We start from the raw sequence: 13311 nt of genomic DNA, 5'->3' as shown, positions 1-13311 counted from the left end.
GGCAATCTGCCCTGTCGAAAGGCTTTTCTTCGTGGCAATTCTTGAGTTCGTCCTGCAGGTTGTGCTGGGCCTCACCAGCGTCCTGCTGACTCTCCTCATCCTTCTCCACAAGGGCCGCGGTGGCGGTCTGTCTGACATGTTCGGTGGAGGCATGACCTCTACGGCCGGTTCGTCTGGTCTCGCAGAGCGAAACCTGAACCGCTTTACCATCGTCCTGGCGCTCGCATGGTTCATCGCCATCGTCGCGCTGGGCCTCATCACGAAGCTAGAGGTGATCTGACCATGGCCTCTGGAGGCAACGCAATCCGCGGAACACGTGTCGGTTCCGGCCCAATGGGCGAGCAGGATCACGGTTATCACGCCGATCGCACTGCGGTGTCGTACTGGGACGGCCTCGGCAACGAGACAGTCCGCTACTTCGCAGCCGGTCTTCCCGATGATGAGATCCCGGAGACGATCGACCACCCGCAGTCGGGTCTTCCCGCCGGTCGCGACAAGGCAAACCCGCCCGCACTGGCAAAGAACGAGCCGTACAAGACGCACCTCGCTTACGTGAAGGAGCGTCGTACGGACGATGAGGCGACACAGCTTCTCGACGACGCATTGACGCAGCTGCGCGAGCGTCGCGGACAGGCTTAGTACCCTACGCTTCGCCTCAGCGGCAACCTGCGGCTGCGTCGATGAGTGACTGCGGAGGAGGGCCATAGGCCCACGTGCCGTTGGCGTCATCGACGTAGCCCATGCTGATCGCCCAGGCTGTGCCCCAGGCTTCGATGTTCTCCTGCGTCGAATCGTCGTACATGCCCTCGCACTTGACGCTGATCGCGTGGCCGACCTCGTGCGCAACCAGAGCTTCACTGCGCGCACTCGGCCAGAGCGCTGCGACGGAGTTCGTCAACTCGATCGTCGCGTAGCCGGGGTCGGCGTACCACCAGGTGGCGTACCCGGCCATGCTGTCGGAGTACCCGTAGCCGTTTACGATCTCGGACCAGTCGAAGTCCAGGAGCACCCCAGGCGCGAGTGAACGTGCGAACGCTTCGATTTCGACGCGCGCTCCGTAGAGCGCTCCGGATTTCTCTGCCAGTTCGGCCTGCTCTGATGTCAACATCTGTGACGCGGCGGACTCCAGAGCGGAGTAAGCAGATTGTGCAGCGTCGTCGAGCGTCGCGGCGCCATGGACGCGGTCTGCAGCATTTCGTAGCGCGAGGATGTCGAGGTTGCGTGCTGAGACATGTACCGCTTCGAATCCGGCAGCCGCGTCAGCAGCCGTCGTCACCGCGGTCAACGCGGCATCCTCGACGCTGCTCGTCGCGCCCGAGGCGTCGTCGCCCGCCGAGGAGAACTCTGCGACAAGCTGGTCGGCGCTATCGCGGTCGGAGTTCAACTGTGCAGTTTCGCCGAACAGTTCCCAGGCCCAATCCGGCTTGTCATCGGCATGGGGGAGAAGCTGCTCGCTCAACGACGTTGCATCCGTCGAGGCTGCTGTCGCATCGGTGATCGCGGCAGTGAGAGCCTCTTTTGACACAGCATCCATCAGCATTCCGCTGTCGACGTCGGCGATGCCGGACGCCATGCTCGTTGCTGAGTTGAGCGTGGTCAACTCGCTGGTCAGCTGCGCCTGTCCTTCTTCAGCGTCGTCGGCTGCGGCCTCGAACGCGACGCGAGCGTCGTCATAACCGAGGTTGGCGCCGAGCTGAACGCCAGCGCACGCGACACCGAGGACGACGATGCCGAGACTTGTCAGGAGGAGACCGGTGCGCTTCTTGTGGCGTTTCGCGGCGGGCACGACGTGCGGAGATGCGCCGAAGGATGCCGGAAGTTGGTGCACGCCCGCTTCTGCCGGAATCGGCGGCGGAGCAACTGGCTCGGTCACGTCGCATCCTCCTGAAGAAGCAGAGGGGATGTGAGTCACAGCGCCCCGCTGATTACCGACGTGGCCAGGTTAGCATCGGGAAGCTGTGGGTCACATGCGGGCTAATGACCTATGCGGGGTAACGGAGGGGCTGACGAGAATCGAACTCGCATCATCTGTTTGGAAGACAGAGGCTTTACCACTAAGCTACAGCCCCGAAATGAGCCAATAACTTCGGCTCAAAATCGGACTTCATAAGCATAGCGGACGGTGAGGCTGCTCCTGTCCGTTAGACTCGTCAAGGTCCATCCCGCATGCGGGAGCAGCCGGGGCGTAGCTCAGCTTGGTAGAGCGCCCGCTTTGGGAGCGGGAAGTCGCAGGTTCAAATCCTGTCGCCCCGACAACGGCCCCCTAAACCTCAGGCCGCGTCGTTGCGCGGAAATCCAAAGGAGAACAAACAAGCATGGCGAACAGCACCGTCGAGAAGCTGACCCCGACCCGGGTCAAGCTCACCATCACGGTCACCCCGGATGACCTGAAGCCCAGCATTGCTCACGCGTACGAGCACATTGCACAGGACATCCAGATCCCCGGCTTCCGCAAGGGCAAGGTTCCTGCTCCGATCATCGACCAGCGCATGGGTCGCGGCGCCGTCATCGAGCACGCGGTCAACGAGGGCCTTGACAAGTTCTTCCGCGAAGCGGCTTCCGAGCACAAGCTTCGCATCGTCGGCCGCCCCGCTGCTGACATCAAAGAGTGGCCGAACGAGAAAGACTTCTCTGGCGACCTGCTCGTCGAGGTCGAGGTTGACGTCCGCCCCGAGATCGAGATCCCCTCTTACGACGACATCGTCCTGACCGTGGATGCTGTTGAAGCTGATGAGGCAGCGCTCGATGCAGAGCTGGACAGCCTGCGCGCACGCTTCGGCACTCTGATCCCCGTTGACCGTCCCGCCGCGAAGGGTGACTTCGTCGAGCTCGACCTTGTCGCCACCATCGACGACGCCGAGATCGACCGCGCAGAGGGTGTCTCCTACGAGGTCGGTTCTGGCGAGCTGCTCGAGGGCATCGACGACGCGATCGAGTCCCTCACTGCTGGTGAGGACACCACGTTCCGCTCGAAGCTCGTCGGCGGTGACCACGCCGGTGCTGAGGCCGAGGTCTCCGTCACCATCAAGGCAGTCAAGGAGCGCGAGCTTCCTGAGGCCGACGATGACTTCGCACAGGTCGCCAGCGAGTTCGACACGATCGCAGAGTTGCGCGACAGCCTCGCCGAGCGCGTGAACGAGCAGGGCATCTTCGCTCAGGGTTCTGCGGCTCGCGACCAGCTTATTGAGACGCTGCTCGAGAAGATCGAGATCCCCGTGCCGCCGCAGCTCATCGAAGACGAGGTGCACAACCACCTCGAGGGCGAGAACCGTCTTGAGGATGACGAGCACCGCGCCGAGGTTACTGTGGCGAGCGAGAAGCAATTCCGCACGCAGGTGCTGCTCGACACGATCGCTGAGCAGGCTGACGTCCAGGTCTCGCAGGAAGAGCTCAGCCAGTACCTGATCCAGTCCGCCGCGCAGTATGGAATGTCGCCGCAGGACTTCGTCGAGGCGCTGCAGTCTTCGAATCAGCTGCCTGCTCTCGCTGGCGAGGTCGCCCGCAACAAGGCTCTCGCCGTTGCGCTCGGCAAGGTGAAGGTCGTTGACTCCAACGGCAAGGCCGTTGACCTGTCAGGTTTCGTCGCTGTCGATGACGAGGACGAGACCACTGAGGCTGACGCTTCTGCCGAAGAGAAGCCCGCCAAGAAGGCTGCTGCCAAGAAGGCTCCTGCCAAGAAGGCAGACGACGCTGAGGCCGCTGACGAGAAGCCCGCTGCGAAGAAGGCTCCCGCCAAGAAGCCGGCCGCCAAGAAGGCTCCGGCCAAGAAGGCTGCTGACAAGGCTGAGTGATCGCACCGCGATTATGACGAAAGGACGGATGCTTCGGCATCCGTCCTTTCGCATTCGCGGCGTTCGCGGGTTGGCGCCCGAATACGTCAGCGCACGTCGGTGTCCTGCGTGGCGGTGCCCTGCACCATTTCGACCCATCGCGTGAGGAATGCCGCTCCGGCGTCGTCGTGGATCAAGTCGCCGGCTGTGAGCACCTGGTAGGGCTTATCTGGCACGCCGTCAGCGGGGCGTACATCCACGTGCGCGACCTCGTACCCCTGAGCGTGCAGCCAGTCCGCCATCGCGTAGTCGGTGCGAGAATCGCCGACCGTACGCCATTGCGTGGGGAGAGCACCGTTCGGCAACAACATCTCGATCGCACGCATCGCGCCGAGGTCCTTGCCGAGACGGATCGATTCGATGTCCGTGGAGATGATCGTCGAGTCAATCCGATATCCGACCTCGCCGTCGGCATCCGCCGCGCGCGTGCCATTGTGTTCGACCCCCAAACAGTGTCGGCCCATCTCCTCGAATGCCGCGGCATCGAACGCAGCCTGCTGCACCCTGTAGTCGGTGTTCTCGGTGTGAGTGTGCTGCTCGACAGACACCATCGCGCGTTTGGTGTGATCGAAGAACATGTGGTCTGCGAAACGCTCTGAGACGAGGGTTTCGATTGCAGCGCCATAGGATGCCGGAACCGCGAGCTCATGGGAGATGTTGATCTCGCCGGCGCCTGCGGGAGTGATCGCGAACCATACTGCACCTTTTTCGCACACCGCGAACATCCGTGCGTGCGCAGGGAGGCCGGCGGTGACGAGGGGAGCGACAACCTCTTCGCGCAGGAATGCATCGGAGCGTCCTGTGTTGAAGACGATGGGAATTCCGGCATCCGCCAGCTTCACCAGATCGGTCACGATCGACTCAATCGCGATCGTCCGGCTCACCGGGCTAGCGATCGGACCGTCGACGTCGAGCAGGAGGCCAAGCATGGGGGCGGTGTCACTCATACCTCGACGCTACCGGGTGTAGTCGGTGCATCCCGACTGGTCACGGCGGCGAGGGCGCCACGCTATATGCCGACGGCGAACACGGCCTGAGCGTCGGGCTCGCGCCGGTAGATTCGAATCACCGAACACGGAAACAGGAGCTGAAATGGCTGCAGAACCCCTCCTCGCGACGAGTGTCTTCGACAGGCTGCTGAAGGATCGCATCATCTGGCTGGGATCAGAGGTGCGTGACGAGAACGCCAACGAGATTTGTGCGAAGATCCTTCTTCTTGCCGCAGAAGACTCTGAGAAAGACATCTACCTTTACATCAACTCGCCCGGTGGATCGATCACCGCTGGTATGGCGATCTACGACACGATGCAGTTCGTCCCGAACGACATCGTCACCGTAGGCATCGGCATGGCCGCGTCCATGGGACAGCTGCTGCTCACCAGCGGCACCAAGGGCAAGCGTTACATCACACCGAACGCACGAGTACTGCTGCACCAGCCGCACGGCGGCTTCGGCGGAACATCGAGCGACATCCAGACACAGGCGCAGCTCATCCTCTCGATGAAGAAGCGTCTCGCTGAGATCACTGCCGCGCAGACTGGCAAGTCAGTTGAGCAGATCAACGAAGACGGCGACCGCGACCGCTGGTTCACCGCCGACGAGGCCCTCGAGTACGGCTTCGTCGACCACATGCGCGAGCACGCTACCGACGTCATCGGCGGCGGCGGCACTGCGGACGACGCAGAATAATCGGATTCGAGAGGACTCACATGTACACTCCTACTTTCCAATCCGCCGGAAACCTGCCCTCCAGCCGCTACGTGCTGCCGCAGTTCGAAGAGCGCACGGCATACGGCTTCAAGCGCCAAGACCCGTACAACAAGCTCTTCGAAGACCGCGTGATCTTCCTTGGCGTCCAGGTCGATGACGCGTCGGCAGATGACGTGATGGCACAGCTGCTGGTTCTTGAGAGCCAGGACGCCGACCGCGACATCACGATGTACATCAACTCACCCGGTGGCTCGTTCACCGCGATGACCGCGATCTACGACACGATGCAGTATGTCGCGCCGCACATCCAGACCGTGGTGCTCGGACAGGCCGCTTCGGCTGCATCCGTGCTGCTCGCGGCAGGAGCGCCCGGCAAGCGTCTCGCGCTGCCGAACGCCCGCATCCTCATCCACCAGCCCGCAATGGGTGAGGCGGGTCAGGGACAGGCATCCGACATCGAGATCCAGGCGGCAGAGATTCTGCGCATGCGCACCTGGCTCGAAGAGACGATGGCCTCGCACACCGGCCGGCCCGTCGAGCAGGTGCACCGCGACATCGACCGCGACAACATCCTCTCGGCCGCGCAGGCTCTGGAGTACGGCATCGTCGACCAGGTGCTTACTACCCGCAAGCGCGCGTCCTAACGGATTCGAGAAAAGGCGGTCCGGTGCTTCGGCATCGGGCCGCTTTTTGCGTGCGTGCGCGGGCGGGTGGTGCGGGCGCGCCAGCAGATGCGCACAGCCGCGCGCAGGTTTTGCTCATCTGAGCAAGCGTATGCGCGGGTGCGTGCTCACGCGTACGCTGGACACAGAAGGGAGGACGCCATGGAAGAAGATTTGCTCACCGTGCGAGTTGCAGAGTTGTATTACGACGAGGCCAAGACGCAAGACGAGATCGGCGCCCTTCTGAAAATCTCTCGCTGGAAGGTCGGTCGCCTCCTGACCCAGGCCCGGGAGAAGGGCATCGTACGGATCGAGATCGTGCACCCACGTGCCCGCAAGCTCGGCCTCGAGCGTGAACTCACCGAGCGCTTCGGCCTCGCAGATGCGATCGTCGTTCCCACGCCGGATGATGCGAGCACAACTCTCGACCGCGTAGCTCAGGCAGCCGCGGACTACCTCGCAGCTCACCGCCCAGTGCCCCGCACTCTCGGCATCAGCTGGGGCCGGACACTCACTGCTGTCGCAGAGGCTCTCCCAGAGAGATGGGCGCACGGTGTGACCGTCGTGCAGCTCAACGGTGGCGTGAGCCTCAACCGCCGTTCCGGGGGTGCGGCAAGCCTCGCCATGACCATTGCGCAGCGCGCCGGCGGCCAGGCGATGCTGCTGCCGAGCCCCGCCATCCTGGAGCGTGTTGAGACGAAGCAGGCGATCGAAGCCGATCGCACCGTCTCCGCAATCCTTGAGCAGGCGGCAGAAGCGCAGACTTATCTCTTCTCAGCAGGCCCGGCCGACGCATCCTCGGCTCATGTTGAGAACGGCTACCTGAAGCCCGCCGATGTCGAAGAGCTTGCGCGTCGCGGCGCCGTTGGCGATGTGCTTGGTCGCTATATCGACGCGGATGGAAATATTGTCGATGCGCAGCTCGACGCGCGAACCGTCGGGGTGAGCCTCGATCGTTTGCGTGCCGTGAAGCATTCGATTTTCGTCACCGCGGGTGCCGCAAAACATGACATCGCGCGTACAGTCGTGACCAGCGGCCTGTGCAGCGTTCTGGTGACCGACGAGACCACAGCCCGAGCATTGTTGGAGGAACGATGACTACCAAAGAACTCTCCCGCCGCTCAGCGGTGGATGTGCTGGGCGCAGAGCCCGATGACGCCACACTGAGGCGCTTCCTGCACGGACTTCCCGGCGTCGATGCCACCGGTCTCGAGCAGCGCGCTGCCGGCCTCGGCACGCGCTCGATCAAGACGACGTCCAAAGCCTGGGCGCTCGACAAGATCATCTCGCTGATCGACCTGACGACTCTGGAGGGCTCGGACACTCCCGGCAAGGTGCGATCCCTCGTTTCCAAGGCCAAGACGCCGGATGCCGCAGACCCTTCCACTCCGCTCGTCGCAGCTGTCTGCGTCTACGGTGACATGGTCGGCCACGCCGTCGAGGCTCTCGGTGCGTTGCACGGCGATCCGGACGACGGCAAGATCTCGGTCGCAGCCGTCGCGACCGCATTCCCCAGCGGGCGGTCGTCGCTCGCGATCAAGCTTGCCGATACCGCAGAGGCCGTTGCCGCAGGTGCCGACGAGATCGACATGGTGATCGACCGTGGCGCATTCCTCTCTGGCCGCTACGGGCTCGTCTTCGATCAGATCGCCGCCGTGAAAGAAGCCTGCCGTCGTGAGGACGGCACCTCTGCCTCGCTCAAGGTCATCCTCGAAACGGGCGAGCTGAACACCTACGACAACATCAAGCGTGCATCGTGGCTCGGCATCCTCGCCGGAGGGGACTTCATCAAGACGTCCACCGGCAAGGTGCAGCCTGCGGCCACGTTGCCGACGACACTGCTGATGCTCGAGACCGTACGTGACTGGTACCGGGCGACCGGCGAAAAGATCGGCGTAAAGCCGGCCGGCGGCATCCGCACCTCCAAAGACGCGATCAAGTACATCGTCACCGTCGCCGAGACGGCGGGGGAGGAATGGCTGCAGCCGCACCTGTTCCGCTTCGGTGCCTCGAGCCTGCTGAACGACGTGCTCCTGCAGCGTCAGAAGATGACCACCGGCCACTACTCCGGCCCCGACTACGTCACGATCGACTAAAGGGAACAAGAAACATGTCATTCCTGGAATATGCCCCGGCGCCCGAATCAAAGGCGATCCTGAACCTGCGCGACAGCTACGGCCTGTTCATCGACGGAGAGTTCGTTGAAGGCTCAGGTAAGAGCTTCAGCACCATCTCGCCCTCCGATGAATCACACATCGCGGAGATCGCGGGTGCGAACGACGAGGACATCGACCGTGCTGTCGCCGCTGCGCGCCGCGCGTACGAGAAGACCTGGTCGAAGATGAGCGGACGTGACCGCGGCAAGTACCTCTTCCGCATCGCGCGTCTGGTTCAGGAGCGCGCCCGTGAGCTCGCTGTGGCCGAAAGCCTTGATAACGGCAAGCCGATCAAGGAGAGCCGCGACGTAGACGTTCCGCTCGTCGCATCCTGGTTCTTCTACTACGCAGGCTGGGCAGACAAGCTCGACTACGCAGGTCTCGGTGCCAATCCTCGTGCGCTCGGTGTTGCCGCCCAGATCATCCCCTGGAACTTCCCGCTGCTGATGCTGGCGTGGAAGATCGCTCCGGCTCTCGCTGCCGGCAACACTGTCGTGCTCAAGCCCGCCGAGACGACGCCGCTCACGGCGCTGATCTTTGCCGAGATCCTGCAGCAGGCAGATCTTCCGGCCGGCGTCGTGAACATTGTCACCGGTGCAGGCTCGACCGGAGCGACGCTCGTGCGTCACCCCGACGTCAACAAGGTCGCCTTCACTGGCTCTACCGGCGTGGGTCGGGATATCGCTCGCGCAGTCGCCGGCACTGACAAGAAGGTCACGCTCGAGCTCGGCGGCAAGGCGGCGAACATCGTTTTCGACGACGCGCCGCTCGAGCAGGCGCTCGAAGGCATCGTCAACGGAATCTTCTTCAACCAGGGGCACGTCTGCTGCGCGGGCAGTCGCCTGCTGGTGCAGGAGTCAATTCACGATGAGGTCGTCGATCGCCTGAAGTCGCGTCTTTCGACTCTTCGCCTGGGCGACCCGCTCGACAAGAACACCGACATCGGTGCGATCAACTCCGCCGCCCAGCTTGCCCGCATTCGCGAGCTCAGCGACATCGGTGAAGCGGAGGGCGCCGAGCGCTGGACGGCCGACTGCGCCATCCCGGAAAAGGGTTTCTGGTTTGCTCCGACGATCTTCACGGGCGTCGAAGCATCCCACCGCATTGCCCGCGACGAGGTCTTCGGGCCGGTGCTCTCGGTGCTGACGTTCCGCACACCCGCCGAGGCGATCGCCAAGGCGAACAACACTCCCTATGGGCTGTCCGCGGGAATCTGGACGGACAAAGGGTCGCGCATCCTCGCGGTCGCCGACCGGCTGCGTGCCGGCGTCATCTGGGCGAATACGTTCAACCGCTTCGATCCCGCCAGCCCGTTCGGCGGATACAAGGAATCCGGATACGGCCGCGAGGGCGGCCGACATGGTCTCACCGCTTACCTGAAGGGGGCCTCAGCATGAGCAAGCGATTGGCAGTGCCGAAGACATACAAGCTCGCCATTGGCGGTGCGTTCCCGCGTAGCGAGTCTGGTCGCACCTACGAGGTGCTTTCGGCGAAAGGCACGTTCCTCGCCAACGCCGCGAAGGGCTCTCGCAAGGATGCTCGGGATGCCGTCGTCGCCGCTCGCGCGGCGGTCAAGGGCTGGTCCGGTGCCACCGCGTACAACCGCGGGCAAGTGCTCTACCGTGTTGCCGAGGTGCTCGAGGGGCGCCGTGCGCAGTTCATTGACGAGATCGTCGCCCAAGAGGGTGTCTCGTCCGCTGCTGCCGGCGCACAGGTTGATGAAGCCGTCGACCTCTGGGTTTGGTACGCGGGCTGGTGCGACAAGTACGCGCAGGTCGCCGGCAACGCCAACCCGGTGTCTGGCCCGTACTTCAATATCTCGTTCCGGAACCCACTGGCGTCGTTGCGATTATCGCGCCGCAGGACTCTGCGCTGCTTGGGCTCGTCTCCGTCGTCGCTCCGGCCTTGGTCGCTGGTAACGCTGTCGTCGTGCTCGCCAGTGAACAGCATCCGCTCTCTGCGATCAGCTTCGCCGAGGTGCTCGCGACGAGCGACGTGCCAGGGGGAGTCGTGAACGTTCTCACTGGCTCGCCGGCAGAGATCGCTCCGTGGCTTGCTTCGCACGCCGATGTCAACGCTCTCGACCTCGCCGGTGCTGGTGCGCTCGAGTGGGTCGACCTGCAGATAGCTGCTGCCGACACACTCAAGCGCGTGCTCACTCCAGGAGAGGTCACCGCTTCTCCGGAGCGGATCGGCGCATTTACCGAGATCAAGACTGTGTGGCACACGAAGAGCATGATCTGACGCAGAACCGCGCCAATACGGCTCAGTGTCTGAGGGAGCGGTTAGGCTCGAAGGAGTTTCTCAGTCTCGCCTAGGAGGATGCGCATGGCACGAATCGGTGAAAGCGCTGACCTGTTCAAGTGCTCTTTCTGCGGAAAGAGCCAGAAGCAGGTGCAGCAGCTGATCGCTGGCCCAGGCGTGTACATCTGCGACGAATGCGTCGAGCTGTGCAACGAGATCATTGAAGAGCGCATGGCAGAGTCGTCTGCCGATGGCGTCTCTGACTTCGAGCTGCCCAAGCCTCGAGAGATCTTCGCGTTCCTCGAAGAGTATGTCGTCGGCCAGGAGCCGGCGAAGAAGGCACTGGCTGTAGCGGTCTACAACCACTACAAGCGCACTCGTGCGCACAGCACTCTTCAGCTCGCTGAGCAGAAGGCTGACGAAGTTGAGATCGCCAAGAGCAACATCCTGCTGATCGGCCCCACCGGCTGTGGCAAGACGTATCTCGCGCAGACGCTGGCGAAGCGACTGAACGTGCCTTTCGCGGTAGCCGATGCCACGGCACTCACTGAGGCCGGCTACGTGGGCGAAGACGTGGAGAACATTCTCCTCAAGCTCATCCAGGCTGCCGACTACGATGTGAAGCGTGCCGAACACGGCATCATCTACATCGATGAGATCGACAAGATCGCGCGCAAGGCCGAGAACCCGTCGATCACGCGCGATGTCTCCGGCGAAGGTGTACAGCAAGCGCTGCTGAAGATCATCGAAGGAACGGTTGCCGCCGTACCGCCGCAGGGCGGACGCAAGCATCCTCACCAGGAGTTCTTGCAGATCGACACGACGAACGTTCTGTTTATCGTCGCGGGTGCTTTCGCCGGGCTGGAAGACATTGTCTCTTCCCGCGTGGGCAAGCACGGTGTCGGTTTCGGAGCGCCGCTGCAGGACAAGAGCAAGGATCTTGACCTGTTCAGCGAGGTGCTTCCAGAAGACCTGCACCGCTTCGGTCTGATCCCTGAATTCATCGGGCGTCTGCCGATTGTTGCTTCGGTTTCACCGCTCGATCAGGATGCGCTGATGGAGATCCTCACGGGCCCCCGCAACGCCCTCGTCAAGCAGTACCAGCGGATGTTCGAGCTCGACGGCGTAGAGCTCGAGTTCGAAGAGCCAGCACTGCGCTCGATCGCCAACCTTGCAGTAGACCGCAAGACCGGTGCTCGAGGGCTTCGCGCGATCCTTGAGGACGTGCTCGGCCCAATCATGTTCGAGATTCCTTCGGCCGACGATGTCGCAAAGGTGATCATCACCCGCGCCGCCGTTGAAGATGGCGCAGCACCCACGGTCGTGATGGAGCGTAAGCGCAAGAGTGCGTGACAAACTCGATCTCTGAGGGGCACATTCAACCCTCGCCCTGGCGCGTGGCTGCGACTCATATCGTGGTCGCGGATCGCTGGATTCATCTGCGTGCCGACACCTGCGTGGATGCTGCCGGGCGAACGATCGCACCGTATTACGTGCTCGAGCCTGCCGAATGGATCTCGGTCCTCGCTCTGAACACCGACGGTGAGGCGATCGTCGTACAGGAGTACCGACATGGTGCTGGCGTCGTAGCGTTGGGGACGATCGGCGGTGCTGTCGAAACAAATGAGACGCCGCGGGATGCCGCGCTCCGAGAGCTACGGGAAGAAACGGGCTACCAAGCGGGGGAGATCATCGACCTCGGTGCCACCTGGGCGAACTTCGGCAATCACACCAACCGCGTGCACCACTTTCTCGCACGTGACTGCTCACTTGTCACAGATCAGTCGCTGGATGATGGGGAGCTGATCTCGGTGTGCATTCATCCGCTTGAGGGGCTGGGCGAACAGCTGCAGCAGAGCTACCACCAGCTGACCTGGTACAAGGCGCTCTCGCACCTCTAAAGCATCAGCAGCAATTTCGCAGGAACGGAGCAATCTCGCAGAGGTTCCTGGAACTTCTGCGAAGTTAGCGCGGTTCTGCGAAGACCGTGCTGCTCTCTGAGCGGCGTACCCGCGAAATCCTCGGCCTCAAACGGCGCCTCACACCTCAGCGAACCACGGGTTAATAACCATGAGGCCGGCCGCCATAAAGGGTGTTGTATCTCTTGTCGCCATGGTGAGTCGTGTGCTGGTGGCGACGGCGGCTATGAGCGCGTCAAAGTCCGAGAGCGAGACGCCTTGTCGTCGCGCTGTCGAGCGAAGCGATGCGTACGCGCTGCTCGCGGCTTCATTGAATCCGACGATCCTCCCGGCGAAGTGGGGGAGCAACTCATCCTCGAACCTCTCACGAAGCTGCGTTCGCCTGCTTCCTTCCGGAAGCAGCGAGAGTCCATACCTGATTTCAGCGAGGGAGATTGTGGTGAGGTACAGAGTGTCTGCGCTCTGCCGGTCTAGCCATGCAACAACAGCCGGGTCTGGATGCGGACGCATCGGCTCTGAGATCACATTTGTGTCGAGCAAGATCATGAGAAGTTCACTGGGGTGCGAGTCTCGGCGTTGCGGTCGAAGTCGAGCTCAACGCCACCGACGCTTTGGCCGATTGCTGTGAGCAACGAGCCGATCTTGACTCGTGGCGCGACAGCCGCGTCGAGGATCGCCCTGACCTCGGCTTCGGTGCTTCGATGGTTGCTCTCTGCGCGTGCCTTCAGCGCACGATGTGTCTCGTCAGAAAGATTTCGAACAGTGAGTGCGGACATCCCATCACCTCCTG

Annotated in this window: 14 protein-coding genes, 2 tRNA genes and 1 pseudogene; 12 read left to right on the top strand and 5 right to left on the bottom strand. The window is 62.7% G+C overall.

Going from position 1 to position 13311, the window contains the following annotated elements; all coding sequences use genetic code 11:
- The first annotated feature begins 31 nt into the window (after positions 1-31).
- Both secG and DC31_RS05650 read left to right on the top strand, forming a co-directional pair.
- A complete protein-coding gene (secG, locus tag DC31_RS05655) occupies positions 32-280 on the top strand; it encodes a preprotein translocase subunit SecG (RefSeq protein WP_036277982.1) in 249 nt (82 codons plus the stop codon).
- Positions 281-282: 2 nt separating this feature from the next.
- The gene (locus tag DC31_RS05650) at positions 283-639 is read left to right on the top strand and encodes an RNA polymerase-binding protein RbpA (RefSeq protein WP_036277980.1); all 357 of its coding nucleotides are present in this window, start codon (positions 283-285) and stop codon (positions 637-639) included.
- Positions 640-655: 16 nt separating this feature from the next.
- On the opposite strand, the gene DC31_RS05645 is transcribed toward DC31_RS05650, so the two are convergent.
- Both DC31_RS05645 and DC31_RS05640 read right to left on the bottom strand, forming a co-directional pair.
- Positions 656-1873 (bottom strand): hypothetical protein, encoded by a 1218-nt coding sequence (locus DC31_RS05645; protein WP_036277977.1) that lies wholly within the window; start codon positions 1871-1873, stop codon positions 656-658.
- A gap of 125 nt (positions 1874-1998) precedes the next feature.
- A tRNA-Gly gene (locus DC31_RS05640) sits at positions 1999-2069 on the bottom strand.
- A 110-nt stretch (positions 2070-2179) separates the two neighbouring features.
- On the opposite strand from DC31_RS05640, the gene DC31_RS05635 reads away from it, so the two are divergent.
- Positions 2180-2253, top strand: a tRNA-Pro gene (locus DC31_RS05635).
- Between the two features lie 62 nt (positions 2254-2315).
- On the top strand, positions 2316-3791 hold the full coding sequence (gene tig / locus DC31_RS05630; protein ID WP_036277975.1) for a trigger factor: 1476 nt from the start codon (positions 2316-2318) through the stop codon (positions 3789-3791).
- 86 nt (positions 3792-3877) lie between these two features.
- On the opposite strand, the gene DC31_RS05625 is transcribed toward tig, so the two are convergent.
- Positions 3878-4777: a hypothetical protein gene (locus DC31_RS05625; RefSeq protein ID WP_036277971.1), complete on the bottom strand. Its 900-nt coding sequence runs from the start codon at positions 4775-4777 to the stop codon at positions 3878-3880.
- A 145-nt stretch (positions 4778-4922) separates the two neighbouring features.
- Between DC31_RS05625 and DC31_RS05620 the strand changes: the two genes are divergently transcribed.
- The 8 genes and pseudogenes from DC31_RS05620 (at position 4923) to DC31_RS05585 (ending at position 12503) form a co-directional block, all read left to right on the top strand.
- Positions 4923-5519: an ATP-dependent Clp protease proteolytic subunit gene (locus DC31_RS05620; RefSeq protein WP_036277967.1), complete on the top strand. Its 597-nt coding sequence runs from the start codon at positions 4923-4925 to the stop codon at positions 5517-5519.
- A gap of 20 nt (positions 5520-5539) precedes the next feature.
- Complete coding sequence (locus DC31_RS05615; protein ID WP_036277964.1) at positions 5540-6184, top strand: ATP-dependent Clp protease proteolytic subunit; 645 nt, start codon at positions 5540-5542, stop codon at positions 6182-6184.
- A 180-nt stretch (positions 6185-6364) separates the two neighbouring features.
- Positions 6365-7300 (top strand): sugar-binding transcriptional regulator, encoded by a 936-nt coding sequence (locus tag DC31_RS05610; protein WP_036277962.1) that lies wholly within the window; start codon positions 6365-6367, stop codon positions 7298-7300.
- The gene (gene deoC / locus DC31_RS05605; RefSeq protein WP_036277960.1) at positions 7297-8298 is read left to right on the top strand and encodes a deoxyribose-phosphate aldolase; all 1002 of its coding nucleotides are present in this window, start codon (positions 7297-7299) and stop codon (positions 8296-8298) included. Before DC31_RS05610 ends, deoC begins: the two co-directional genes overlap by 4 nt.
- A gap of 14 nt (positions 8299-8312) precedes the next feature.
- Positions 8313-9755 carry an aldehyde dehydrogenase family protein gene (locus DC31_RS05600; protein ID WP_036277958.1) on the top strand — a complete coding sequence of 481 codons (1443 nt, stop codon included), beginning with the start codon at positions 8313-8315 and terminating at the stop codon, positions 9753-9755.
- Positions 9752-10602: pseudogene (locus DC31_RS05595) on the top strand (aldehyde dehydrogenase family protein). The gene DC31_RS05600 and the pseudogene DC31_RS05595 overlap by 4 nt, the downstream one beginning before the upstream one ends.
- 84 nt (positions 10603-10686) lie before the next feature.
- Positions 10687-11955: an ATP-dependent Clp protease ATP-binding subunit ClpX gene (clpX, locus tag DC31_RS05590; protein WP_036278303.1), complete on the top strand. Its 1269-nt coding sequence runs from the start codon at positions 10687-10689 to the stop codon at positions 11953-11955.
- 44 nt (positions 11956-11999) lie between these two features.
- Complete coding sequence (locus DC31_RS05585) at positions 12000-12503, top strand: NUDIX hydrolase (protein WP_160173206.1); 504 nt, start codon at positions 12000-12002, stop codon at positions 12501-12503.
- A gap of 138 nt (positions 12504-12641) precedes the next feature.
- Here DC31_RS05585 and DC31_RS05580 read toward each other — a convergent pair whose 3' ends face one another.
- Both DC31_RS05580 and DC31_RS05575 read right to left on the bottom strand, forming a co-directional pair.
- Entirely contained in the window at positions 12642-13067 is a 426-nt protein-coding gene (locus DC31_RS05580; protein ID WP_036277956.1) for a type II toxin-antitoxin system VapC family toxin, read from the bottom strand.
- Entirely contained in the window at positions 13064-13297 is a 234-nt protein-coding gene (locus DC31_RS05575) for a FitA-like ribbon-helix-helix domain-containing protein (protein WP_036277953.1), read from the bottom strand. Before DC31_RS05575 ends, DC31_RS05580 begins: the two co-directional genes overlap by 4 nt.
- Between the last annotated feature and the right edge of the window lie 14 nt (positions 13298-13311).

The sequence above is a fragment of the Microbacterium sp. CH12i genome (assembly GCF_000685355.1).
Taxonomy (GTDB): domain Bacteria; phylum Actinomycetota; class Actinomycetes; order Actinomycetales; family Microbacteriaceae; genus Microbacterium.
This window is presented reverse-complemented; position numbering and strand designations above follow the sequence as displayed.

Excerpts from the sequence above, each read along its gene's own strand:
- DC31_RS05650 (WP_036277980.1), top strand. The coding sequence starts at position 283 with ATGGCCTCTGGAGGCAACGCAATCCGCGGAACACGTGTCGGTTCCGGC.
- DC31_RS05575 (WP_036277953.1), bottom strand. The coding sequence starts at position 13,297 with ATGTCCGCACTCACTGTTCGAAATCTTTCTGACGAGACACATCGTGCG.
- DC31_RS05620 (WP_036277967.1), top strand. The coding sequence starts at position 4,923 with ATGGCTGCAGAACCCCTCCTCGCGACGAGTGTCTTCGACAGGCTGCTG.
- DC31_RS05610 (WP_036277962.1), top strand. The coding sequence starts at position 6,365 with ATGGAAGAAGATTTGCTCACCGTGCGAGTTGCAGAGTTGTATTACGAC.
- DC31_RS05600 (WP_036277958.1), top strand. The coding sequence starts at position 8,313 with ATGTCATTCCTGGAATATGCCCCGGCGCCCGAATCAAAGGCGATCCTG.
- DC31_RS05615 (WP_036277964.1), top strand. The coding sequence starts at position 5,540 with ATGTACACTCCTACTTTCCAATCCGCCGGAAACCTGCCCTCCAGCCGC.
- DC31_RS05580 (WP_036277956.1), bottom strand. The coding sequence starts at position 13,067 with ATGATCTTGCTCGACACAAATGTGATCTCAGAGCCGATGCGTCCGCAT.
- deoC (WP_036277960.1), top strand. The coding sequence starts at position 7,297 with ATGACTACCAAAGAACTCTCCCGCCGCTCAGCGGTGGATGTGCTGGGC.
- DC31_RS05625 (WP_036277971.1), bottom strand. The coding sequence starts at position 4,777 with ATGAGTGACACCGCCCCCATGCTTGGCCTCCTGCTCGACGTCGACGGT.
- clpX (WP_036278303.1), top strand. The coding sequence starts at position 10,687 with ATGGCACGAATCGGTGAAAGCGCTGACCTGTTCAAGTGCTCTTTCTGC.
- tig (WP_036277975.1), top strand. The coding sequence starts at position 2,316 with ATGGCGAACAGCACCGTCGAGAAGCTGACCCCGACCCGGGTCAAGCTC.